Genomic DNA, 23311 nt, shown 5'->3' on the forward strand with positions numbered 1-23311 from the left:
AAACCCTTGGCTTCGCCCATGGTTCACGCTGCTTTATCCTGCTGCTCCTCTTCCTCACCCAGCGGATGCCCCAGCTCCGCCACCAGCGGCACATGGTCCGAGCGCTGCGCCCAGTCGCGGCCGGTCAGCGCGTGGGCGCGCTCGATCTCGTAGCCGCGCACGTAGATGCGGTCGAGCTGCCACCACGGCATATGACTGGGAAACGTATGCAGGCGCGCGCCGCGCGCATGCGATGCCTCTACCGCGCCCAGCGTGTTGCAGATCTGGGCATCGAGCCGGTGGTTCCAGTCATTGAAGTCGCCGGCGATCACCAGCGGCACGCCTGCCGGCACCACGGTGCGCACGCGGTCCACCAGCGCCTCGGCCTGGCGGATGCGGCTGCGCGCGAACAGGCCGAAATGCACGCAGATCAGGTGGGTTTCGATGCCGTGGACATCCGCCACGGCATGCAATAGCCCGCGCTGCTCGAAGCGGTGGTCCGAAATATCGAGGTTTTCGGACATCAGGATCGGATGGCGCGACAGGATCGCGTTGCCGTGATGGCCGTGCTCGTAGACCGCATTGCGGCCGTAGACCGAATGCGGGTAGGCGTCGGTGGCCAGGTAGTTCAGCTGGGTGTGCTCGGGATCGAACAGCGCCGCCGCCACCAGCCGGTCGTTGCGGTCCTGCACTTCCTGCAGGAAGACGATGTCCGCATCCATCGCATGCAGGCCCGCGCGCACGTTCTGAATGCGAGGGCGCCGCGAGATGCCGGTCACCCCCTTGTGGATGTTGTAGGTGACCACGCGCAGCTTCATGACTGCGCTCCGCTCACCGCCGGCTCCGCTGCCCTGCCTGCCACGCGGCAGGCAAGCTGGCGGATCGCTTCCGCATTGCTGCTCGAGAAACACTGCTGCGCGGCCTGCTCCCACGGCAGCCATTTGTATTGAAGGTGTTCGAGCGGCGCCAGCGTCACCGGCAGCGCCTCATGCACCCTCAGTCCGAACCAGTGCTCGGTATTGCGCGTGATGCCTTCGGCATAGCGGTGGCGCCACTGCGGGTAGATGTCGTACTGGATCGAATGGCCCCAGTCGGTGAGCTGGTGCTCGCCGGCGATGATGCCGGTTTCCTCGGCCACTTCGCGGGCCGCGGTCACGGCCAGCGGCTCATCCAGGCTATCGAGACTGCCGGTGACGGATTGCCAGAAGCCGGGGCGGTCGGCGCGTTCCAGCAGCAAGACTTGAAGGTCTGGCGTGTAAATCACGACCAGCACGGATTCCGGGATCTTGTAGGGCATGGGACTGGGCGAAAGGACAAACCCAAGGATAGCGCAGCCGCGCGCGCTTGCCACGCGAAAGCGCTGCGCTGCCCTGCTCTACATTCGCTTATGCGGCATCGCGCGCGCCGTGCGGTGCGCCGTGTGGTACGCCATGTCCCGCGCTATGCGGCGTGCCATGCGGGGCGATATAGAAAGGATCGGCGTTGCGTTGCCAGGTATCGAACACCTGCGGCGAATCGCCGTGCCCCCACGCCGCGCGCAACTGGTCCATCAGCGGCGCCAGCGCGTGGCGGTAGCGTTGCGATGCGGCATGGGCCTGCTCGGCCAGCGCATCGGCGCGATGCCGCGCTTCGGCCTGCAGCCGGCCGCGCTCCTGCGCGATTTCCTTTTCGCGCTGGCCCAGCGTGTTGTACTTCTGGATCAGGAAGCGCTGGTAATCCCCGCCATCCTGCGCGGCCTGCGCATTGACCTGCTCGAAGCGCAGCACGATGCTGCCGGTTTCGCGCTCGATATGCGCCGCTTCCGCGTCCAGCGCCTGCAGCGCTTCCTGCAGCCGCTGCGCGTCGCGGCGCAGCGCCTGCACCTGCGCGGCCTCGTCCTCGAACACGCGCTGCGCGCCAAGGTAGGCCTGCACCACCGGCTGCGGCGCCACCACCAGCAGCGGGTCGGCGCCGCCGGCGCGCTGGCCGTCCAGCAGGGCATCGTCGGCCAGGCGCAGGTTGCCGAGTTCGTCGAGCCAGCGCCCGCGCGTCATCACCGCCCCGACGGTATCCAGCGCCAGCCGCCGCAGTGCCTCGGCGCGCTGCTGCTCCACCGGCTCGGCCGCCGCCGCGGGCGACACCGATTGCACCGCATGAGCGATATCCGGCACGCAGGCCGCCACGGTCGTGGCCACCGACTCGGACATCGCCTGCGCCGAGCGGCGCACGGCGCGGCGCAGCTCGAAGCGCGCCAGCAGCATCATCAGCAATCCGGCCACCAGCCAGGTGATGATGGTTTGTTCATGGGCCAGCAGGTACTGGCGGATGAGGTCGATATCCAGGTTCACGAAATTTCTCCCGAGTGCCGGAGGCCTTCATCGCAGGGGCCCCTCGGCAAATTGCGTGTCAAAGAGAGCAGACCCCGCGGTGGCGCCCTTCGTTCCGACCCGTAACAACTCGAAACCAATGCGCCGCCGGCACCACAGGCCACACCAGCCAACGTTGTGCATAAAGCAAAAAAGCCGCGCAATCGCGCGGCTTCCTTGCAACAGTCGTCAAACGCCTCAGGCGGTCGGCTTGGGCTCGGCCGCGCGCAGGCGGATATGCAACTCGCGCAACTGCTTCTCGTCAACCGAGCTCGGGGCCTGGGTCAGCAGGTCCTGGGCGCGCTGGGTCTTGGGGAAGGCGATCACGTCGCGGATCGAGTCGGCGCCGGCCATCATCGTCACGATGCGGTCCAGGCCGAAGGCCAGGCCGCCGTGCGGGGGCGCGCCGTACTGCAGCGCGTCCAGCAGGTAGCCGAACTTGGCACGGGCTTCGTCGTCGTTGATGTTGAGCGCGCGGAACACCTTGCTCTGGATGTCCGAACGGAAAATCCGCACCGAGCCGCCGCCCATTTCCCAGCCGTTCAGCACCATGTCGTAGGCCTTGGCCAGGCACTTGCCCGGGTCGGTCTCCAGGTATTCCAGGTGCTCGTCCTTGGGGCTGGTGAACGGGTGGTGCATCGCCACCCAGCGGGCGTCGTCCTCGTCGTACTCGAACATCGGGAAGTCCACCACCCACAGCGGCTTCCAGGCGTCCTCGAACAGGCCGTTGGCCTTGCCGAAATCGGAATGGCCGATCTTCAGGCGCAGCGCGCCGATCGAGTCATTGACCACCTTGGCCTTGTCGGCGCCGAAGAAGACGATGTCGCCGTCCTGGGCGCCGGTGCGCTTCAGGATTTCATCGATGGCGGCGTCGTGCAGGTTCTTGACGATCGGCGATTGCAGGCCGTCACGACCCTTGGCCACTTCGTTGACCTTGATCCAGGCCAGGCCCTTGGCACCGTAGATGCCGACGAACTGGGTGTAGGCGTCGATCTCGCCGCGCGAGATCTGGCCGCCGGCTGGCACGCGCAGGCCGACCACGCGGCCGTTGTCGCTGTTGGCGGGGCCGGAGAACACCTTGAAATCGACGTCCTTCATCACGTCGGTCAGCTCGGTGAATTCCAGCTTGACGCGCAGGTCAGGCTTGTCCGAACCGAAGCGGGCCATGGCCTCGCGGAATTCCATCACCGGGAAGGTGGCGTCCAGGTCGACATCGATGGCGTTCTTGAACACCGTGCGCATCATGTCCTCGAACAGGTCGCGGATCTCCTGCTCGGTCAGGAACGAGGTCTCGCAGTCGATCTGCGTGAACTCGGGCTGGCGGTCGGCGCGCAGGTCTTCGTCGCGGAAGCACTTGGTGATCTGGTAGTAGCGGTCGAAGCCCGACACCATCAGCATCTGCTTGAAGATCTGCGGCGACTGGGGCAGCGCGAAGAAGTGCCCCGGGTTCACCCGCGACGGCACCAGGTAATCGCGCGCGCCTTCGGGCGTGCTCTTGCCCAGCATTGGCGTCTCGATGTCGATAAAGCCTTGCGCGTCCAGGTACTTGCGCACTTCCATCGCCACCTTGTAGCGCAGGCGCAGGTTGTACTGCATCTGCGGGCGGCGCAGGTCCAGCACGCGGTGTGTGAGGCGCGTGGTTTCCGACAGGTTGTCGTCGTCGAGCTGGAACGGGGGCGTGACCGACGGGTTCAGCACGGTCAGCTCGTGGCACAGCACTTCGATCTTGCCGGAGGTCAGGTTGGCGTTCTCGGTGCCGGCCGGGCGCGGACGGACCTTGCCGGTGACGCGGATGCAGAACTCATTGCGGATCTCTTCGGCCACCTTGAACATCTCGGGGCGGTCCGGGTCGCACACCACCTGCACCAGGCCTTCGCGGTCGCGCAGGTCGATGAAGATCACGCCGCCATGGTCGCGGCGGCGCTGGACCCAGCCGGTCAGGGCCACTTCCTGGCCCGAGAATTGTTCGGTCACCAGACCGCAGTAGTGAGTACGCATGGAGGACATAAGGAGATTCCCGGTAAAACGCGGCCGCCCGAAGCGCTTGTGTAGCCCGGACGGCCCGTGATCAGTGTGAGTGCTTAAGGATCGGTCGTCTCGACCGCTTCCTCGCTGCTGGCCCTGCTGGCGGGCGGGCGCTGCGGCGCGGGCTCGCTGCCAGCGCCGGTGCCGTTCTTGCGGGGCAGTTCGGCCGGTGCCACTACGCCCATCGAGACGATGTACTTGAGCGCGGCGTCGACGGTCATGTCGAGTTCGATGGTGTCGGCCTTGGGCATCATCAGGAAGAAGCCCGAAGTCGGATTCGGCGTGGTCGGCACGTAGACGCTGACGTACTCGCCCTGCAGATGGTTCTGCACGTCGCCGCCGGGGCGGCCGGTCAGGAAGGCGATGGTCCACGAGCCCTCGCGCGGGTACTGCACCAGCAGCGCCTTGCGGAACGCATTGCCCGACGACGACAGCAGCGTGTCCGAGACCTGCTTGACGCTGGTGTAGATCGGGCCCACCACCGGGATATGGCCCAGCAGCGCTTCCCACCAGCGCACCAGGCGCTGGCCGATGAAGTTGTGCGCCAGCAGCCCGACCAGCAGGATAAACACCAGCGTCAGGATCGCGCCCAGGCCGGTGACACGCTTGCCGAACAGCAACTGGTCCGGGCGCCAGGCCTCGGGCAGCAGCGCCAGGCTCTGGTCCATCGTGCCGATGATCAGGCTGAGCACCCACAGCGTGATGCCCAGCGGCACCAGTACCAGCAGCCCGGTCAGGAACCAGGTCTTCAGGGCGGAAGTCTTCTTGGCAACCACGGGGCGGCTCAGTGGCAGGCGCAGGCGCTGCCGCAGCCGCCGGCGGCGGCAGGCGCGGCCGCGGCCGCGGCCGAAGCGGTGCTGCCCGACGACTCAGTCGCCGCGGGGGCGCTGGCCGCGGCCGCACCAGCTGCGGCGCCGGCCGTGGCGGGCGCGCCGGCGCCGCCGCCGCGGAAGTCGGTCACATACCAGCCCGAGCCCTTGAGCTGGAAGCCGGCGGCGGTCAGTTGTTTCTTGAACGCGCCAGCGGCGCCGCACGACGGGCAGTCCGTCAGCGGGGCATCGCTCATTTTCTGCAGCACATCGCGCCCGTGGCCGCAGGCGTCGCAACGGTAGGCATAGATCGGCATGGTGTTTATTTCGCGAGAAAACTACGGAATCGGTACAAGGGCGGGCATCGCCGCTAGAGCCATCCGAGCCGCGAGGAGCGCGGCAGTCCGCGCCCGCCGACCCGCATGGCGATGCAAAGCCTTGAATTATAAACCGTTCCGGGGCTGGCTGATGGCGGGAAATGAGGGGGGTTCCCGGCGCCGGTCGGGCGCCGGCCAGCGGCCCCGCCGGCCGCCTGGTCAGGCGATATGCACTTCCTTGACCGGCGCGTGATCCGCAATCCACTGCGGCAGCAGGGATCCGACCACCATGCCGCCGATCGAGAACAGCAGGCCGACCATCTGCGGCGGCACCGCGGCGTCGGCGAAGGCCACCTCGCAGGTCAGCCACGATGACAGGCCGAGCAGGATCGCCGCCAGCCCGCCCTGGCGGGTGGCGTGCTTCCAGAACATGCCGAAGGCCAGCGGCACGAACGACGACACCAGCGTGACCTTGTAGGCATTTTCAACCATATGGAAGATCGACAGGTGCGAGTTCAGCGCGAACAGCGTCACCAGCACGGTGAACATCAGCACCACGACCTGCATCACGCGCAGGAACTGCCTGTCGTCCAGATGGCGGAAATACGGGCGCAGGATGTTCTCGGCAAAGGTCACCGACGGCGCCAGCAGCGTGGCCGAGGCGCAGCTCTTGATCGCCGACAGCAGCGCGCCGAAGAACATCACCTGCGCGAACATCGGCGCGTGCTGCAGGATCAGTTTCGGCAGGATCAGCTGCGAATCGGTGTTGATGTATTTGGCCACCATGCCGGGATCGATCAGCGTGGCCGAATACGCCAGGAACATCGGAATAAAGGCGAAGCAGAAATACAGCACGCCGCCCAGCACCGAGGCGCGCCCGGCGATCTGCTCGGTGCGCGACGAGGTCACGCGCTGGAACACATCCTGCTGCGGGATCGAGCCCAGCATCATCGTAAACAACGCCGCCGCGAAGCCGATGATCTGCACGAAATCCAGTGACGGCAGGAACTCGAACTTGCCGGACGCGGCCGCATGCGACACCACCGCGGTCACGCCGCCAGCCTGGCCGCTGACCTCGTAGCCGATATAAAGCATGCCGATCACGATGATGATCATCTGGATAAAGTCGGTGATCGCCACCGACCACATGCCGCCGAACAGCGTATAGACCAGCACGCTGGCCGCGCCGATCATCATGCCGGCGTCCTGCGACAGCGCGCCGTCCGACACGGTATAGAACACCAGCCCCAGCGCCTTGATCTGCGCCGCCACCCAGCCCAGGTAGGACACCACGATGCACAGCGTGGTCAGCACTTCGGCCAGCCGGCCATAGCGGTTGTGGTAATAGTCGCCGATGGTCAGCAGGTTCATCCGGTACAGCGGCCGGGCGAAGAACAGGCCTACCAGGATCAGGCACAGGGACGAGCCGAAGGGGTCGGAGACTACGCCCGACAGGCCTTCCTTCAGGAAAACGGCGGGGATGCCCAGCACCGTCTCGGAGCCGAACCAGGTGGCGAAGACGGTGGCGGTGACGATGTGGAACGGCAGGCTGCGCCCGGCGACGGCGAAATCGGTGGTGTTGCGCACGCGCAGTGCCGCCCACAGGCCGATGCCGACCGAGATTACCCAGTAGATGATGACGAACCAGATCAGCATGCCGCTGCCCTATGCAGAAAGTGCCCTTGTGGCGAAAAACCGAATGCCGGGCGGCGCATGGGTGCACGGTGGCCCGGAGTCCAATTCATCGGTCGGGGCCGCATAAGGAGCTTCGTGGCGTTCTCGCCCTGAAGCGGAAAACGCGGCCGGGCCTGCGGTCGTAGCCGAATCAAAACGCGGATTATAGCGACGCAGACCGGCACGGGCGAAAAAAATTCCCCGGTGGCGCAAATGCGCCACGCGATGCCTCGGGGTCGGCACAAGGGCTGGCGGGCGCAGGGCGGGTCAGCCGGCGCGGCGCCGCCACACCTGCCAGCGCTCCTGCCCCTGGAACACCGGCAGCGGCGCCGCCGAGGGCCGGTCGTCGATGCGCTCGAAGGCCGGCGCCAGCAGCGCGTCCAGCTCCGCGGCCGGCGTCGCGAACGGGGGCCCGCCGCGGGCCTCGCCCAGGTAGAAGTAGCCTGCCAGCAACCCGCCCGGGGGCAACAGCTCGGCCACGCGTGCGGCATAGTCGCCGCGCATCGCCGGCGGCAGCGCGCACAGGAAGGCGCGCTCGTAGATCAGTTCGCACGGCGGCTGCGGCGTGAAGGCGAAGAAATCGCCCTGCTGCACCACCACGCCCGCGGGCCCGAGCGCGCGTTTTGCCGAAGCCACTGCCTGAGGCGAGAAGTCGATCGCGGTCACCGGCCAGCCGCGCTCGAACAGCCACGCGGCCTCCCAGCCGTTGCCGCAACCGGGCACCAGCGTCGGGCATGGCGCGCGGCCCTCGATGAACTGGCGGAATTCCTCGGGCACGCCGCCCAGGTCCCAGGGCGTAAAGCCCTGTTCGAAGCGCTCGTCCCAGAAGGCCGGATCGGCGGCGTTGCGGGTGACAAACTCGGGGGCCGGCTTGGGGGCGTCGCTCATGGTGTCCTCGTATCGTTCGATGTGGCTGCCCGGCATTCCCTGCGGCTACCAGTATCCGGCCCAGCCCAGCACATGCGTCAGCACGATGCCGGCGACAAAGCCGCCCACCAGCAGCAGTGCCGTGCCGAGCAGCCGGTTGGTGCGGCGCTGCTCGGACACCAGCAGCGCCAGCAGCTTGTCTTGCTCACCGTTGCTGGCCAGCACGCGCTTCTCCAGGAACTGGTGCGCCAGGCGCGGGAAATCCGGCAGCATCCTGGCCCACTGCGGCGCTTCCACCTTGACCCGCTCCCAGGCGCCCTGCCAGCCCACCTGCTCATACATCCAGCGCTCCAGGAAGGGCTTGGCGGTCTTCCACAGGTCCAGGTCCGGATTGAGCTGGCGGCCCAGCCCTTCGATATTGAGCAGCGTCTTCTGCAGCAGCACCAGTTGCGGCTGGATCTCGACGTTGAAGCGGCGCGAAGTCTGGAACAGCCGCATCAGCACCATGCCCAGCGAGATCTCCTTGAGCGGCTTGTCGAAGTACGGCTCGCAGCAGGCGCGCACCGCGCTTTCCAGCTCCTCCACCCGGGTGTCGGGCGGCACCCAGCCCGACTCCACGTGCAGCAGCGCCACGCGGTGGTAGTCGCGCCGGAAGAAGGCGATGAAGTTCTGCGCCAGGTAGTTCTTGTCGAATTCGGACAGCGCGCCGACGATGCCGAAGTCCAGCGCGATATAGCGGCCGAAGGTCTCGGGCTGCACCGACACCAGGATATTGCCCGGGTGCATGTCGGCATGGAAGAAGCCGTCGCGGAACACCTGGGTAAAGAAGATCTCGACGCCCTCCTCCGCCAGCAGCTCCATGTCGACACCGGCCGTCTTCAGCGATTCGGTGCGCGAGATCGGGATGCCGTGCATGCGCTCCATCACGAACACGGTGCTGCTGCACCAGTCCCAGAACACCTCGGGCACCAGCAGCAGGTTGGTGTCGGCAAAGTTGCGGCGCAGCTGGCTGGCGTTGGCCGCCTCGATCATCAGGTCGAGTTCGTCGTGCAGGTACTTGTCGAACTCGGCCACCACCTCGCGCGGCTTCAGGCGCTTGCCGTCGGCCCAGAAGCGTTCCATCCAGGTGGCCATGTCGCGCATCAGCGCCAGGTCGCTGTCGATGACCGGCAGCATACCGGGGCGCAGCACCTTCACCGCGACCTCGCGGCCGTGGTTGGCGCCGCCCTTGAGCGTAGCGAAGTGGACCTGCGCGATCGAGGCGCTGGCCACCGGCTGGTGTTCGAAAGTCTCGAAGAGCTGCTCCAGCGGGCGTCCCAGCGCGCGCTCGATGATCTTCACCGCCACCACCGAATCGAACGGCGGCACCTGGTCCTGCAGCTTGGCCAGCTCGTCGGCAATGTCCGTGGGCATCAGGTCGCGCCGGGTCGACAGCACCTGGCCGAACTTGACGAAGATCGGCCCCAGCCGCGTCAGCGCGAGCCGCAGCCGCACGCCGCGCGGCACGTCGAGCTTGCGGCCGATGGTGATGACGCGCACCAGGAAGCGGATCCGGCGGCTGCGAAAGCCCGAGAGCACCAGCTCGTCCAGGCCGTAGTAGAGGATGACGAAGAGGATCTTGCCAAGGCGCAGGAGGCGGGTCATTCGGGAGTCTTTACGAGGCCGGGCGGGCAGTCAGGTTGTGGGTTGGAGGGAGGCGGGCGCGGATGGCGCCGGATGAGCGGTGCGCTAGCGGTGCGGCGATGGCAGCTTGCCGGCCGGGCTGGCCGGAGCGGCAGGGTTGGCGGAACCCGCCGGCGGGCCGCCGCGCTCCAGCCGCTCCAGCCGTTTTTCCAGCCGGGCGAGGCTGTCGCGCACCCGCCCGACCTCGGTGCCGAATTCTTCCAGCGCGGCATGACGCACCAGCGTCGGGCGCTCGTCCAGCAGGTAGTCGGTGACGTTGTCCACCAGTGCGCGGCCCACGCGCGTGGCCTGCTCGTGCACCTGGCGCGCGCCGTCGACCACGCGCTGCGCCACGCTGTCGCTGAGCGGGCCGCCCAGGATGCCGCGCAGCGCGAGCGACAGATCCTCGGCGGCGTCCCAGCGCAGGTTGCGCGCCAGCGCCGACACGGTGTTGGCCAGCTCGGCATCGCCCTCGATGCGCACATGGCGCAGGGCGGCAGCCTGGCCGCCCTCGGCCACGTCGGCGGCCACCAGCGGCCACTGCTGCACCGGCACGCGCAGCGTCACCGCAGGGGCCTCGGCCTCGGGCGCGAATTCGGTACAGCCATGCTCGGTCACCTTCAGCGACAGCACGAAGGCGGCGGCGTCGAAACGGATCACGCGCCCGGCATATGGCACAAGCTGGTTGCGGGCCCACGGCTCCTGCTCGAGCAGGTGGTTCAGCGCCGAGACGGCAGGCGTGGCCAGGGCGGAAGGCAGAGTATTCATGGCGGCGTGGGTTGGCAGGCAGGGCGCGCAGCGGCGCTGCGCGTCGGGCATCCCAAAGAAAAAGGCCCACGCTTTCACGTGGGCCTCCATTCTAAGCTACTCCCCCCGGCGCATCACCGCGGGTGCGCTATCAGGACTCCTGCTGGATACCAGCCAGCAGCCAGCCGCCGGTGCCGGTGGAAGGCTTGGCCAGGTTCCACACCTCGCCGAAAGGCTGGGCTGCCTCGCCAGCCTTCTCACGAATCATGCCGGAGAAGCGCACGCTGGCGATATGCTGGGTCGGCGTCGACTCGATGCCGAGCAGCTGGGCTTCGAGCGTGACCACATCAGTCTTGTTGACCTCGGCGCCGCGCTCGGCCAGATCCATCTTGATCTCGGCGAACATCTCCGGCGTGGTGAACTCGCGGATGTCTTCCAGGTTGCCGGCATCCCACGCGGCCTGCAGACGCACGAAGTGGACCTTGGCGTTGCGCAGGAAGGCTTCGGTGTCGAAGTCCGTCGGCACGCCCCACGGCTGTTGCGCCACGGCATCGGCCGCCACCGGGGCTGCCGACGCTGCCGGCAGTACCGTGTTGGCCGCCGGGCTGGCCGGGCTGCCCGAAGACACAGGCGTCGGCTCACCGCGGAACATCGGCTCGGCGTCGCGGCCCAGGATCGGTGCGTGGCCGGCGCCGGCGTAGGCCGGCTGCTGGGTGCGCTTGCTGCCGCCGCGGAACTTGCGGATCAGCCAGATCGCGGCGAACGCGACCAGCGCGATCAGGATCAGGTTGGACAGGAAGCTCAGCGCCGCGCCGCCCAGGCCGAAGTGCGACAGCAGCCAGCCGATGCCCAGGCCAGCGGCGATGCCACCGAGGATGCCGCCCCAATTGCGCTTGGGCGCCGCGGCCGCGGCCGCGCCGGCTGCACCGGCCGTTGCCGGAGCCGCCTGCTGTGCCGGCTGCTGCGCCTGCTGGGTCGGCGAAGTGGGCTGCGGCGCCTGCTGGCGCTGCGTAACCGACTCAGATTGCTTCCCGATGCTGCGCGAACCGCCCATGCGCTTGGCATTGGCGTCGAACATCACTCCCAAGGCCATCGCCGTAATCAGCGACCCTACCAGGAACTTCCCACGAAATGACGACATATTCTGTTATCCCCTGTCAGTTTCACCCTATCTTGGGGTGAGGCATGGCGATTTCAAGTGTTCTTAATACTTCCGCCCGACGTGGAGCGCCACCACCCCGGCCGTCAGATTGAAGTATTCGACATTCTCCAGGCCGGCATGTTCCATCAAGCGTACAAGCGAAACCTGGTCTGGATGCATTCTGATCGATTCCGCGAGATAGCGATAGCTAGGGGCGTCCCCCGCCACACGCTCGCCCAGCCACGGCAGCACCTTGAAAGAATAGACGTCGTAGGCCTTCTCCAGGGGTTTCCACACCTTGGAGAACTCCAGCACCATGACCTTGCCGCCCGGCTTGACCACGCGGCGCATCTCGGCCAGCGCGGCATCCTTGTGCGTCATGTTGCGCAGGCCGAAAGCCACCGTGACCACGTCGAAGTAGTTGTCCGGGAACGGGATGCGCTCGGCGTCGCACAGGCACACCGGGGTCACGATGCCCTTGTTCAGCAGCCGGTCGCGGCCCACGCGCAGCATCGACTCATTGATATCGGTCAGCCAGACTTGCCCGGTCGGGCCGGCCTGCTTCGCGAAGGCCTTGGCCAGATCGCCGGTGCCGCCGGCGATGTCCAGCACCTTCTGGCCGGGGCGCACGCCGGCCTGGGCGATGGTGAACATCTTCCACAGCCGGTGCATGCCGCCCGACAACAGGTCGTTCATCACGTCGTACTTGCTGGCCACGGAATGGAACACGCCGGCAACCTTGCCGGCCTTTTCCGTTTCGTCGACCTTTTCGAACCCGAAGTGGGTTTCACTCATCTTTCAAGACTCCAGGATTGTCGGGGGCGGCTCAGTGGTGGTGGCCGCATGCGTGCCCGCCGCCGGCGGCGGGCATCGGGGTGTCGCGGTCCGCGCCGGCGGCTTCCAGGCGCTGCAGGTAGTCCTGCCAGAGCGCGTCCTGGTTGTCGCCCAGGCGGTACAGCAGGTCCCAGGAATAGATGCCGGTGTCGTGGCCGTCGGAAAAGCGGATCTGGATCGCGTAGTTGCCGACCGGCTCGACCGCCTCGACGCCGACCTCGCGCTTGCCGGTCTGCAGCACTTCCTGCCCCGGGCCGTGGCCCTGGACTTCGGCGGACGGCGAATATACCCGCAGCAGCTCGAACGGCAGCCGGAAGCTGCGGCCGTTGTCAAAGCCGATCTCCAGCACGCGGGATTGCGTGTGGACTGTCAGCGCGGTGGGATGGGGAGTGTCTTTATCCAGGCCTGCCATGATGATCGCGGCCCGTGCTAGGGGCGCCCTCGAATAGGTGATTCCAGCGGTGATTCCAGCGGTGTTGCCAGCATGAGGGGCCGGGCGGCGCCAGTGGCGCCGCGCCGCGTCACGCTTCGCTTACGACCCGATAGCTTACCCCAGGCATGCCGGCTTGCGCAGCTTGCTCCGCCTCGCCGTCCTGCGGCACGTAGCGCAGGCGCCGGCTGTGGAACGCGGCCACGGTGCTGCGGTGCGCGATGCTGACGATGGCGGCGCCGGGCAGCGACTCCACCATCAGCTTGTACATGGCGCCTTCGGTTTCCTCGTCGAGTGCGCTGGTGGCCTCGTCCAGGAACAGGTAGTCGGGCTTCTGCAACAGCGCGCGCGCAAACGCCAGCCGCTGCTGCTCGCCCGGCGACAGCCGCAGCGCCCAGTTGTCGAACACGTCGAGCTGGTCCACCAGCGCGGCCAGCCGCGCCTGGCGCAGCGCCGCCTGCAGCGCTTCCTTGTCGTGCGCGGTGCCGGCGTCCGGGTAGGCCAGCGCATCGGCCAGCGTGCCGATCGGCAGGTAGCTGCGCTGCGGCAGGAACAGCATGCGCTTGTCCTCGGGCATGGTCACGGTGCCGCTGCCGTAGGGCCAGATCCCGGCCAGCGCGCGGAACAGCACGCTCTTGCCGCAGCCCGACGGGCCGCTGACCAGCCAGCGCTCGCCCGGCGCCACCGACAGCGAGAACGGCGCCACCAGCGGCCGCTGGCCCACCGCCGCGCCGCGCGCGGCGCGCACCGGCAGCGCCAGCGACAGGCCGTCGATGATGATGCCTTCCTGCGGGCGGCCGGTTTGCTCCACCTCGATATCGCGCGTGCCGCCCGGCGCCAGTTCCTGGCGCTCGGCCACGCGGATCGCTTCCTGGAAATCGATCAGGCGGTTGGCCGCGGCCTTCCAGCCCACCAGCGTGGCGTAGCTGTCGACGAACCACGACAGCGCGCCCTGCACCTGGCCGAAGGCGGAGCTGATCTGCATCAGCCCGCCCAGCGTCATCTTGCCGGCGAAGTAGCGCGGCGCGGCCACCAGAATCGGGAAGATGATGGCGAACTGGGCGTAGCCGGAGCTGACGAAGTTCAGCCGGCGCGTGTACAGCATCAGCTGGTTCCAGTTGGCGCGGATGCGGTCGAAGCGCGCGCGCAGGCCGCCCTTCTCGGTCGGTTCGCCACGGTACAGCGCCACGGGTTCGCTGTTCTCGCGCAGCCGCACCAGCGTGAAACGGAAATCCGCCTCGTACTGTTCCTGCTGGAAATTCAGGCCGATCAGCGGGCGCCCGACGAAGTGCGCCACCAGCGATCCCACCACGGCATAGCCGGCCGCAAACCAGACCATATAGCCCGGAATCACCAGCTCGCTGCCGCCGATGGCAAAGCTGATCGGACCGGACAAGGTCCACAGGATGCCGACAAAAGAGACCAGTGTCACCACGGAGTTCAGCAGCCCCAGCGACAGCGACAGGCCGCCGTCGGTGAACAGCCGCAGGTCGTCAGCGATCCGCTGGTCGGGGTTGTCGGTGGTATGGGTCTGCTCGATGCGGTAATACGCCTGGTGCCCCAGCCACCGGTCCATGAACTGGCCGGTCATCCAGGTACGCCAGCGCATCTGCAGCATCATCGTGTAGTACTGCCGGGACAGAAAGGCAACGATATAGAAGCCCGCGATCCACGAGAAGCGCAGCAGCAGCACCTTGAACGAGGCATAGTCGCGCTGCTCCAGCGCGTTGTAGAACACGCGGTTCCACTCGTTGAGCAGCACGTTGATATAGACGATGCCCAGGTTCAGCACGATCACCAGCGTGAGCAGGCCAAGGCCCGCCACGCGGTCTTCGGATTTCCAGTAAGGCTTGATCAGCGCCCAGGTCGCGGCCATGCGCAACCGGCTCTGGATCTTGAGAGCCTGGGCCGGAACGGCCGGGCCCGGTACGGTGACTGAGGTCGGGGTCGAGGACATAGCGGCAGCTGTTGGCCCGCCAGCGGATGCGGGCCGGGCTTGTTGTTCTGGATGCCGCGGCGGCGGGCCGCGGCAGCAACAGCATTCAGACGGTCAGCGGCAGGCGCGGGTTCCGCGCCTGACTTCAGGCATCCTCTGATTCGAGCAGCGCAAGTGCCGTGCGCAGCGCGGGCAGCCGGCTGGCCAGCTCCTGCACCCGCACGGCGTCGGCAGCGCGCTGCGGCGCGGCCCAGATTGCCTCGGGGAAATGCGTGTCCCAGCGGTAGCGCGGGATGATGTGCCAGTGCAGGTGCGGCACCATGTTGCCGAACGCGGCCAGGTTGACCTTGTCCGGCGTCATCACCTCGCGCACCACCCGCTCGGCGCGTGCGACCAGCCGCATCAGCCAGGCCTGGTCGCCATCGTCGAGGTCGCTCAGTTCGGCCACGTGGTCATTCCAGACGATGCGGCAGAAGCCGGGGAAGCGGTCATGCTCGACCAGGATCAGACGGGCGCGGTCGCCCATCCAGACCAGTTCGCCGCCGTCGGTTTCGCACAAGGGGCAGTTGGGTACGCGCGCCATCGTCGAGACTTAAACCAGCACCCGCTCGATACCGCCGGCGTTCGCCTTCGCCACGTACTCCGGCATCCAGTTTTCCCCGAGCAGATGCTTCGCCATCTCGATCACGATGTAGTCCGCCTGCACCGTGGCATCTTCCTTGTAGCGCGACAAACCCTGCAGGCACGACGGGCAGCTCGTCAGGATCTTGACGTCGCCGGTGAAGCCGTCGGCGCGCAGCTTGTCGGCGCCCTTGGTCATTTCCTCTTCCTTGCGGAAGCGGACCTGCGTCGAGATATCCGGGCGGGTCACCGCCAGCGTGCCCGACTCGCCGCAGCAGCGCTCGTTCTTCTCGATCTTGCCCAGGCCGGTGTTGCCGCCCATCAGGTCGTTGACCAGCTTGGTCGGGTCCATGGTCTTGATCGGGGTGTGGCAGGGATCGTGGTACATGTAGCGCGTACCGGTCACGCCCTCGAGCTTGACGCCCTTCTCCAGCAGGTATTCGTGGATGTCGATGATGCGGCAGCCCGGGAAGATCTTGTCGAATTCATACCCGGCGAGCTGGTCGTAGCAGGTGCCGCAGCTCACCACCACGGTCTTGATGTCGAGGTAGTTCAGCGTGTTGGCCACGCGGTGGAACAGCACGCGGTTGTCGGTGACGATCTTCTCGGCCTTGTCGTACTGGCCGTTGCCGCGCTGCGGATAGCCGCAGCACAGGTAGCCCGGCGGCAGCACGGTCTGCACGCCGACGTGCCACAGCATCGCCTGCGTGGCCAGGCCCACCTGCGAGAACAGCCGCTCCGAGCCGCAGCCCGGGAAGTAGAACACCGCTTCCGTTTCCGGCGTGGTCGCCTTCGGGTCGCGGATGATCGGCACGATCTCGTTGTCTTCGATGTCGAGCAGCGCGCGCGCGGTCTTCTTGGGCAGGTTGCCCGGCATCTTCTTGTTGATGAAGTGGATCACCTGCTCGCGCACCGGCGGCTTGCCCACGGTCGCGGGCGGATGCGCGGTCTGCTTCTTCGCGATCTTCTTCAACACGTCGTTGCCGAGGCGCTGCGCCTTGTAGCCCCAGTCGATCATGACCTTGCGGGTCAGGTTGATGGTCTCGGGGTTGGTGGCGTTCAGGAAGAACATCGACGCCGCGGTGCCGGGGTTGAACTTCTTCTGCCCCATCTTGCGCAGCAGGTTGCGCATGTTCATCGACACGTCGCCGAAGTCGATCTTGACCGGGCACGGCGTCACGCACTTGTGGCAGACCGTGCAGTGGTCGGCCACGTCGGAGAACTCGTCCCAGTGCTTGACCGAGATGCCGCGGCGGGTCTGCTCTTCGTACAGGAAGGCCTCGACCAGCAGCGAGGTCGCCAGGATCTTGTTGCGCGGGCTGTACAGCAGGTTGGCGCGCGGCACATGTGTGGCGCACACCGGCTTGCACTTGCCGCAGCGCAGGCAGTCCTTGACGCTTTCGGCAATGGCGCCGATATCGCTCTGCTGCATGATGATCGACTCATGCCCCATCAGGCCGAACGACGGCGTGTAGGCATTGCGCAGGTCGGCGCCGGGCAGCAGCTTGCCCTTGTTGAAGCGACCTTGCGGATCGACCTTCAGCTTGTAGGCGCGGAAGTCGCCGATCTCTTCCTCGGTCAGGAATTCCAGCTTGGTGATGCCGATGCCGTGCTCGCCCGAGATCACACCGTCCAGCGAACGCGCCAGGTCCATGATGCGGGCCACCGCGCGGTGCGCGTCCTGCAGCATGTCGTAGTCGTCGGAGTTCACCGGGATATTGGTGTGCACGTTGCCGTCGCCGGCGTGCATGTGCAGCGCCACGAAGACGCGGCCGCGCAGCACCTGCTTGTGGATCTTCTGGGCTTCGTCCAGGATCGGCTTGAACTCGCCGCCGTTGAAGATCTTGCGCAGCTCGGCGCGGATCTCCGACTTCCACGACACGCGGATGGTGCGGTCCTGCAGCAGGTGGAACACGTTGGCGTCCGGCTGCTGCTGCAGCCGCGCCTCGAACTCCTGCCCCAGCAGCCCCAGCCCATGCCCGATCAGCGAGGCCTTGGCCTGCACCAGCGGCAGGTCCAGGTGGTCCTGCAGGTAGCGCCAGCGCGCGCGGACCTCGCGCAGCAGCGTCAGCGCGTGCTGCACACGGTCTTCCAGCAGTTCGGCGCTGGGGATCTCGTTGGCGTCGTCGCTGCGGCCCAGCGGCAGGTTGCCGCGCGCGAAGAATGCTTCGAGCGTGTCGACCAGCTTGAGCTTGCTCTTGATCGACAGCTCGATATTGATGCGCTCGATGCCGTCGGTGTACTCGCCCATCCGGTTCAGCGGGATCACCACGTCTTCGTTGATCTTGAAGGCGTTGGTGTGCTTGGCGATGGCGGCGGTACGCGAACGGTCCAGCCAGAACTTCTTGCGCGCCTCGGGGCTGACGGCGATAAAGCCTTCGCCGCTCTTGCCGTTGGCCATGCGGATCACTTCCGAGGTGGCGCGCGCCACGGCGTCCTCATCGTCGCCGACGATATCGCCGATCAGCACCATCTTCGGGAAGGCGTTGCGCTTGCTCTTGGTGGCGTAGCCGACCGCGCGCAGGTAGCGCTCGTCCAGGTGCTCCAGGCCGGCCAGGATGGCGCCGCCCGGCTTCTTGGTCTCGGCGTCGAGGAAGTCCTTGATCTCGACGATGCTGGGGATGGCGTCGCGCGCCTGGCCGAAGAACTCCAGGCACACCGTGCGGATGTGCTTCGGCATGCGGTGCAGGATCCAGCGCGCGCTGGTGATGATGCCGTCGCAGCCTTCCTTCTGCACGCCCGGCAGGCCCGCCAGGAACTTGTCGGTAACGTCCTTGCCCAGGCCTTCCTTGCGGAACTTGCGGCCTTCGATGGCCAGCGTCTCGGTGCGCAGCACCTTCTCGCCCGCGGCGCGGTTGCCATCCGACCACTTCAGTTCGAAGGTGGCTACCGGCACGTCGTGGATCTTGCCCAGGTTGTGGTCCAGCCGGGTGATTTCCAGCCAGTTGCCCTCCGGGTCCACCATGCGCCACCAGGCCAGGTTGTCCAGCGCGGTGCCCCACAGCACGGCCTTCTTGCCGCCCGCGTTCATGGCCACGTTGCCGCCGATGCACGAGGCATCGATCGAGGTCGGGTCGACCGCGAACACCAGGCCCGCCTTGTCGGCGGCATCGGCCACGCGGCGCGTCACCACGCCGGCGCCGGAGAAGATGGTTGCGACCTTGTGCGACACGCCGGGCAGGTCGGTCTGCTCGACCGGGCCGAGCTGCTCCAGCTTCTCGGTATTGATCACCGCGCTCATCGGCGTCAGCGGCACGGCGCCGCCGGTGTAGCCGGTGCCGCCCCCGCGCGGGATGATGGTCAGGCCGAGCTCGAAGCAGCCCTTGACCAGCCCGGCGATCTCTTCCTCGGTGTCGGGCGTCAGCACGACGAACGGGTATTCCACGCGCCAGTCGGTGGCGTCGGTCACGTGCGACACGCGCGACAGGCCGTCGAACTTGATGTTGTCCTTCTGCGTGACCTTGCCCAGCACGCGCTGCGCGCGCTTGCGCAGGTCGTAGGCGGCGGCGAATTCGTTCTTGAAGTCCTCGATCGCCTGCTTGGCGAAGGCGACCAGCTGCTCCACGCGGTGCGACCGGTCCTCGGCGGCGGGCTCGGCGTGCTCGGCACGGTCGGCGGCGCGGCGCTTCTCGATCTCGTTCAGGCGGTGGTGCAGCGCGCTGACCAGCATCTGGCGGCGCTTGGGATTTTCCAGCAGGTCGTCCTGCAGGTAGGGATTGCGGCGGACCACCCAGATATCGCCCAGCACCTCGTACAGCATGCGGGCCGAACGGCCGGTGCGGCGCTCGCTGCGCAGCTCGTCCAGGATGCGCCAGGCTTCCTCGCCCAGCAGGCGGATGACAATCTCGCGGTCCGAGAAGGACGTGTAGTTATAAGGGATTTCACGCAGGCGCGGCGGGGCGTCCTGCGCGGCGAGCTTGGCGTCGAGCACGAGTGGGGCGTTCATTGGGGGACCGCTTCCTGCTGCGCACGGGGACAGTGCGCGAATCGTTCAGTAAAGGGCGATTGTACTGCAAGGCCCGGTTTCGCCGCACCGCAGCATCAGGGAATCCGTGTCGGAACAAGGGATTAGGCGACTTTAAAGGGCGCAACGGCGCCCCGTGGTGGTGCCGGCGGCGCACCGGCTCAGAACAAGGACTTGAAAGTCAGCGCAATGTTTTGCCAAAAACTGTCCGGGACCCACAGCAGCGCGGCGGTCATGAACAGGTAGCGGATGAATTTGCCCACCGCCATCCAGGCCAGGCTGGGCCAGAAAGACAACCGCAGCCATCCCGCCAGAGTGCACAGAGGATCACCAATCGCGGGCAACCACGAAAACAGCAGCGTGGGCGGCCCGAGCCGGCGCATCCAGCGGAAATAGCGCGCGTCCAGCTTGGGCTTGGGCGGCTTGCGCGCGTGTTCGCGGTGCTGCAGGTGCTCGAGCTCATGCTCGCGCGCCCGGCGCCGCTTGTGGTAACGCACCAGCGCCAGCTTGGCGGCGTAGCCCAGCCACCAGTCGATGGCGCCGCCCACGGTGTTGCCGAGCGTGGCCACCACGATCGCCGGCCAGAACATCTGCGGGTTGAGCTTGACGTAGCCGAACACCGCCGGCTCCGATCCCAGCGGCAGCAGCGTGGCCGAGACCAGGCTGACGACGAAGATCGCGGGCAGGCCCACCTTGGGCAGGGCAACGGTTTCAAACAGCCAGTCGAAGAAGGCTTCCATGTCAGGGGTGTGCTGGGGGCCGGGCCATTCTAGCAGCGCCCCTGCCGGGCCCGCGCCCCATATGGGGCGCGGGCAAACCACATGGCAGCGCCCCACGATTTGTGATTAACTGTTAGAGCCTGTTGCGGCCAATCGTTCGCCGGCCGTGCGCAACGAGCGCTGGCGCACCATCAGCAGTTGCAGCGGCAGCACCAATATCACGAATTAGCCGTCCTATAGCCGTCTTAAGCGGCAGTACCGCGTCGTGGCCAGTCCCGCGCAGTTCTTTCGGGATTTCGGGCAATTGGTCATGCGCGTCCACCCCACATGGAGACAAGCATGGCGATTCCGATCCGCCTGACGGTCAACGGCAAGCCCGTTGACGCGCAGGTAGAACCCAACACCCTCCTGGTCCAGTTCCTGCGCGAACAGCTGCGCCTGACCGGCACCCACGTCGGCTGCGACACCGCGCAGTGCGGGGCCTGCACGGTCCACCTGGACGGCCGTGCGGTCAAGTCATGCAACCTGCTGGCGGTGCAGGCCGACGGCGCCACGGTCACCACCATCGAAGGCCTGGCCAAGCCCGGCACGCTGCATCCGATGCAGGAAGCGTTCCGCGAATGCCACGGCCTGCAATGCGGCTTCTGCACGCCTGGCATGGTAATGAGCGCGGCCGCGCTGGTGCGGGAGCACCCCGGCGCCGACGCCGCCACCATCCGCGCCCACCTGGACGGCAATATGTGCCGGTGCACGGGCTACCACAATATCGTGCGCGCGGTGCAGCAAGGCCAGGCGGCCATGCAGGGCACCACCGCCAGCGCGGAATAAGGGGGACGGGCCATGAACGCACCTGAGAACCAGCGCCTGGTAGGCGCGCCGGTCAAGCGCAAGGAAGATTTCCGCTACCTGACCGGCAGCGGCCAGTACACCGACGACATCGTGCTGCCGCAGCAAAGCTATGCGTACTTCCTGCGCTCGCCGCACGCGCACGCACGCATCCGCTCGATCGACAAAACCGAGGCGCTCGCCTCGCCCGGCGTGATCGCCGTGCTGACCGGCGAAGAGCTGGCGGCCGACAAGGTGGGCGGCCTGCCCTGCGGCTGGCTGATCCACAGCATCGACGGCTCGCCGATGAAAGAGCCGCCGCACCCGGTGATCGCGCACGACAAGGTGCGCCACGTGGGCGACCAGGTGGCGCTGGTCATCGCCGAGACGCTGCAGCAGGCGCGCGACGCCGCCGAGAAGATCGACGTCGACTATGAAGAGCTGCCCGCCGTGGTCAACGCCGCCGACGCCGCTTCCGCGAGCGCGCTGGTGCACGACGATGTGCCGGCCAACACCTGCTACACCTGGGGCCATGGCGACAAGGCCGCCACCGACGACGCCTTCGCCAAGGCCGCGCACGTGACCACGCTGGAGATCGTCAACAACCGGCTGATCCCCAACGCGATCGAGCCGCGCGCGGTCAATGCCAGCTACACGCGCCACGACGACAGCTTCACCGTCTACGTGGCCAGCCAGAACCCGCATGTCGAGCGGCTGCTGATGGGCGCGTTCGTGCTGGGGCTGCCCGAATCGCGGCTGCGCATCATCGCCCCCGACGTGGGCGGCGGCTTCGGCTCCAAGATCTTCCTGTACCCCGAAGATGTGGCGCTGACCTGGGCGTCGAAGAAGGTGGGCCGGCCGGTCAAATGGACCGCCGACCGTTCCGAAGCCTTCCTGACCGACGCGCACGGGCGCGACCATGTGACCAAGGCCGAGCTGGCGCTCGACGCCGACGGCAAGTTCCTGGCGCTGCGCGTGCATACGGTGGCCAACATGGGCGCCTACCTGTCGACCTTCGCCAGCTGCGTGCCGACCATCCTCTATGCCACGCTGCTGGCGGGCCAGTACGCGACGCCCGCGATCTATGCCGAGGTGCAGGCGGTGTTCACCAATACCGCACCGGTGGATGCCTATCGCGGCGCCGGCCGGCCCGAGGCCACCTATGTGGTGGAGCGCCTGGTCGAGACCGCCGCGCATGAACTGAACATCGACCCCGCGGAGCTGCGCCGCAAGAACTTTATCCGCCAGTTCCCGCATGCCACGCCGGTGGGCCTGACCTACGACACCGGCGACTACGAGCCGTGCCTGGCGCGCGCGCAGGAGCTGGCCGACGTCAAGGGCTTTCCGGCCCGGCGCGACGAAGCGAAGCAGCGCGGCAAGCTGCGCGGGCTCGGCTACTCCTGCTATATCGAGGCCTGCGGGCTGGCGCCGTCCAATATCGCCGGCGCGCTCGGCGCGCGCGCGGGGCTGTTCGAGGCGGGCGAGATCCGCGTGCACCCGACCGGCACCGTCACCGTGTTCACCGGCTCGCACAGCCATGGCCAGGGGCACGAGACCACCTTCGCGCAGGTGGTGGCCGACCGGCTCGGGCTGCAGATGGACCAGGTCGAGATCGTGCACGGCGATACCGGGCGCGTGCCGTTCGGCATGGGCACCTACGGCTCGCGCTCGCTGGCGGTGGGTGGCTCGGCCATCGTGAAGGCGCTCGACAAGATCGAGGCCAAGGCCAAGAAGATCGCCGCGCATCTGCTGGAAGCGTCGGACACGGACATCGAGTTCAGCAACGGCGTGTTCCGCGTGGCCGGCACCGACCGCACCAAGACCTTCGGCGAGGTCGCGCTGACCGCCTACGTGCCGCACAACTACCCGCTCGACAAGCTGGAGCCGGGCCTGAACGAGAACGCGTTCTACGACCCGACCAACTTCACCTACCCCTCCGGCGCCTATGTGTGCGAGGTGGAGGTGGATCCGGATACCGGCGAGTCGCATGTGGTCAAGTTCACCGCGGTCGATGACTTCGGCAACATCGTCAACCCGATGATTGTCGAGGGCCAGGTGCATGGCGGCATCGGCCAGGGGTTGGGCCAGGCCATGCTGGAGCAGTGCGTCTACGACCCCGACAGCGGGCAGTTGCTGACCGGCTCGTACATGGATTACGCCATGCCGCGCGCCGCCGACCTGCCCGACTTCACCGTCGAGACCGCCACCGGCACGCCCTGCACGCACAATCCGCTGGGGGTGAAGGGCTGCGGCGAGGCCGGCGCGATCGGCTCGCCGCCGGCGTTTATCAACGCGCTGGTCGATGCGCTGTCGCCGCTGGGCGTCAAGGACGTGCAGATGCCCGCGACCCCGCACCGCGTGTGGCAGGCCATCCAGGCCGCGCGCCCCTGAGCGCCACGGACCGACGAACCGGAAA

At 67.2% G+C, this 23311-nt stretch carries 19 protein-coding genes; 2 read left to right on the forward strand and 17 right to left on the reverse strand.

Going from position 1 to position 23311, the window contains the following annotated elements; genetic code table 11:
- Positions 1-23 precede the first annotated feature (23 nt).
- The 17 genes from AB1I47_RS07890 to AB1I47_RS07970 form a co-directional block, all read right to left on the reverse strand.
- On the reverse strand, positions 24-797 hold the full coding sequence (locus tag AB1I47_RS07890) for an endonuclease/exonuclease/phosphatase family protein (RefSeq protein ID WP_354683212.1): 774 nt from the start codon (positions 795-797) through the stop codon (positions 24-26).
- Positions 794-1276, reverse strand: coding sequence for a dihydroneopterin triphosphate diphosphatase (gene nudB, locus AB1I47_RS07895; RefSeq protein ID WP_354683213.1), 483 nt, complete (start codon positions 1274-1276; stop codon positions 794-796). The genes AB1I47_RS07890 and nudB overlap by 4 nt, the downstream gene beginning before the upstream one ends.
- Before the next feature lie 88 nt (positions 1277-1364).
- Complete coding sequence (locus AB1I47_RS07900) at positions 1365-2306, reverse strand: hypothetical protein (RefSeq protein ID WP_354683214.1); 942 nt, start codon at positions 2304-2306, stop codon at positions 1365-1367.
- A gap of 216 nt (positions 2307-2522) precedes the next feature.
- The gene (aspS, locus tag AB1I47_RS07905; protein ID WP_354683215.1) at positions 2523-4331 is read right to left on the reverse strand and encodes an aspartate--tRNA ligase; all 1809 of its coding nucleotides are present in this window, start codon (positions 4329-4331) and stop codon (positions 2523-2525) included.
- Positions 4332-4405: 74 nt separating this feature from the next.
- On the reverse strand, positions 4406-5125 hold the full coding sequence (locus tag AB1I47_RS07910; protein WP_354683216.1) for a DUF502 domain-containing protein: 720 nt from the start codon (positions 5123-5125) through the stop codon (positions 4406-4408).
- A gap of 8 nt (positions 5126-5133) precedes the next feature.
- Positions 5134-5475 carry an FmdB family zinc ribbon protein gene (locus AB1I47_RS07915; protein WP_354683217.1) on the reverse strand — a complete coding sequence of 114 codons (342 nt, stop codon included), beginning with the start codon at positions 5473-5475 and terminating at the stop codon, positions 5134-5136.
- A gap of 219 nt (positions 5476-5694) precedes the next feature.
- Positions 5695-7131 (reverse strand): high affinity choline transporter 1, encoded by a 1437-nt coding sequence (locus tag AB1I47_RS07920; RefSeq protein WP_354683218.1) that lies wholly within the window; start codon positions 7129-7131, stop codon positions 5695-5697.
- 285 nt (positions 7132-7416) lie between these two features.
- The gene (locus tag AB1I47_RS07925) at positions 7417-8037 is read right to left on the reverse strand and encodes a methyltransferase domain-containing protein (RefSeq protein ID WP_354683219.1); all 621 of its coding nucleotides are present in this window, start codon (positions 8035-8037) and stop codon (positions 7417-7419) included.
- A 45-nt stretch (positions 8038-8082) separates the two neighbouring features.
- On the reverse strand, positions 8083-9660 hold the full coding sequence (gene ubiB / locus AB1I47_RS07930; RefSeq protein WP_354683220.1) for a ubiquinone biosynthesis regulatory protein kinase UbiB: 1578 nt from the start codon (positions 9658-9660) through the stop codon (positions 8083-8085).
- Positions 9661-9744: 84 nt separating this feature from the next.
- A complete protein-coding gene (locus AB1I47_RS07935) occupies positions 9745-10446 on the reverse strand; it encodes a ubiquinone biosynthesis accessory factor UbiJ (protein WP_354683221.1) in 702 nt (233 codons plus the stop codon).
- A 130-nt stretch (positions 10447-10576) separates the two neighbouring features.
- On the reverse strand, positions 10577-11566 hold the full coding sequence (locus AB1I47_RS07940; protein ID WP_354683222.1) for a Tim44 domain-containing protein: 990 nt from the start codon (positions 11564-11566) through the stop codon (positions 10577-10579).
- Between the two features lie 63 nt (positions 11567-11629).
- A complete protein-coding gene (gene ubiE / locus AB1I47_RS07945; protein WP_354683223.1) occupies positions 11630-12361 on the reverse strand; it encodes a bifunctional demethylmenaquinone methyltransferase/2-methoxy-6-polyprenyl-1,4-benzoquinol methylase UbiE in 732 nt (243 codons plus the stop codon).
- Positions 12362-12392: 31 nt separating this feature from the next.
- On the reverse strand, positions 12393-12812 hold the full coding sequence (locus AB1I47_RS07950) for a gamma-butyrobetaine hydroxylase family protein (protein WP_354683224.1): 420 nt from the start codon (positions 12810-12812) through the stop codon (positions 12393-12395).
- A gap of 109 nt (positions 12813-12921) precedes the next feature.
- Positions 12922-14787, reverse strand: coding sequence for an ABC transporter ATP-binding protein/permease (locus AB1I47_RS07955; RefSeq protein WP_354683225.1), 1866 nt, complete (start codon positions 14785-14787; stop codon positions 12922-12924).
- A 124-nt stretch (positions 14788-14911) separates the two neighbouring features.
- Positions 14912-15349 (reverse strand): HIT family protein, encoded by a 438-nt coding sequence (locus AB1I47_RS07960; protein ID WP_354683226.1) that lies wholly within the window; start codon positions 15347-15349, stop codon positions 14912-14914.
- 9 nt (positions 15350-15358) lie between these two features.
- Positions 15359-19333 carry an FAD/FMN-binding oxidoreductase gene (locus AB1I47_RS07965; RefSeq protein WP_354683227.1) on the reverse strand — a complete coding sequence of 1325 codons (3975 nt, stop codon included), beginning with the start codon at positions 19331-19333 and terminating at the stop codon, positions 15359-15361.
- Between the two features lie 179 nt (positions 19334-19512).
- Positions 19513-20091 carry a YqaA family protein gene (locus tag AB1I47_RS07970; protein ID WP_354683228.1) on the reverse strand — a complete coding sequence of 193 codons (579 nt, stop codon included), beginning with the start codon at positions 20089-20091 and terminating at the stop codon, positions 19513-19515.
- A 318-nt stretch (positions 20092-20409) separates the two neighbouring features.
- Between AB1I47_RS07970 and AB1I47_RS07975 the strand changes: the two genes are divergently transcribed.
- Together AB1I47_RS07975 and AB1I47_RS07980 are read left to right on the forward strand one after the other, a co-directional pair.
- Entirely contained in the window at positions 20410-20898 is a 489-nt protein-coding gene (locus AB1I47_RS07975; protein ID WP_354683229.1) for a (2Fe-2S)-binding protein, read from the forward strand.
- Positions 20899-20910: 12 nt separating this feature from the next.
- Positions 20911-23286 (forward strand): xanthine dehydrogenase family protein molybdopterin-binding subunit, encoded by a 2376-nt coding sequence (locus AB1I47_RS07980; RefSeq protein ID WP_354683230.1) that lies wholly within the window; start codon positions 20911-20913, stop codon positions 23284-23286.
- The last annotated feature ends 25 nt before the right edge of the window (positions 23287-23311 follow it).

Source organism: Cupriavidus necator (genome assembly GCF_040578825.1).
Lineage (GTDB): Bacteria > Pseudomonadota > Gammaproteobacteria > Burkholderiales > Burkholderiaceae > Cupriavidus > Cupriavidus necator_E.

Bases quoted from the DNA above. Each gene is read 5' to 3' on its own strand.
- AB1I47_RS07975 (WP_354683229.1), top strand. From the start codon at position 20,410: ATGGCGATTCCGATCCGCCTGACGGTCAACGGCAAGCCCGTTGACGCG.
- ubiB (WP_354683220.1), bottom strand. From the start codon at position 9,660: ATGACCCGCCTCCTGCGCCTTGGCAAGATCCTCTTCGTCATCCTCTAC.
- AB1I47_RS07915 (WP_354683217.1), bottom strand. From the start codon at position 5,475: ATGCCGATCTATGCCTACCGTTGCGACGCCTGCGGCCACGGGCGCGAT.
- AB1I47_RS07980 (WP_354683230.1), top strand. From the start codon at position 20,911: ATGAACGCACCTGAGAACCAGCGCCTGGTAGGCGCGCCGGTCAAGCGC.
- AB1I47_RS07920 (WP_354683218.1), bottom strand. From the start codon at position 7,131: ATGCTGATCTGGTTCGTCATCATCTACTGGGTAATCTCGGTCGGCATC.
- AB1I47_RS07950 (WP_354683224.1), bottom strand. From the start codon at position 12,812: ATGGCAGGCCTGGATAAAGACACTCCCCATCCCACCGCGCTGACAGTC.
- aspS (WP_354683215.1), bottom strand. From the start codon at position 4,331: ATGTCCTCCATGCGTACTCACTACTGCGGTCTGGTGACCGAACAATTC.
- AB1I47_RS07890 (WP_354683212.1), bottom strand. From the start codon at position 797: ATGAAGCTGCGCGTGGTCACCTACAACATCCACAAGGGGGTGACCGGC.
- AB1I47_RS07955 (WP_354683225.1), bottom strand. From the start codon at position 14,787: ATGTCCTCGACCCCGACCTCAGTCACCGTACCGGGCCCGGCCGTTCCG.
- AB1I47_RS07940 (WP_354683222.1), bottom strand. From the start codon at position 11,566: ATGTCGTCATTTCGTGGGAAGTTCCTGGTAGGGTCGCTGATTACGGCG.
- nudB (WP_354683213.1), bottom strand. From the start codon at position 1,276: ATGCCCTACAAGATCCCGGAATCCGTGCTGGTCGTGATTTACACGCCA.
- AB1I47_RS07925 (WP_354683219.1), bottom strand. From the start codon at position 8,037: ATGAGCGACGCCCCCAAGCCGGCCCCCGAGTTTGTCACCCGCAACGCC.
- AB1I47_RS07970 (WP_354683228.1), bottom strand. From the start codon at position 20,091: ATGGAAGCCTTCTTCGACTGGCTGTTTGAAACCGTTGCCCTGCCCAAG.
- AB1I47_RS07935 (WP_354683221.1), bottom strand. From the start codon at position 10,446: ATGAATACTCTGCCTTCCGCCCTGGCCACGCCTGCCGTCTCGGCGCTG.
- AB1I47_RS07965 (WP_354683227.1), bottom strand. From the start codon at position 19,333: ATGAACGCCCCACTCGTGCTCGACGCCAAGCTCGCCGCGCAGGACGCC.
- ubiE (WP_354683223.1), bottom strand. From the start codon at position 12,361: ATGAGTGAAACCCACTTCGGGTTCGAAAAGGTCGACGAAACGGAAAAG.
- AB1I47_RS07960 (WP_354683226.1), bottom strand. From the start codon at position 15,349: ATGGCGCGCGTACCCAACTGCCCCTTGTGCGAAACCGACGGCGGCGAA.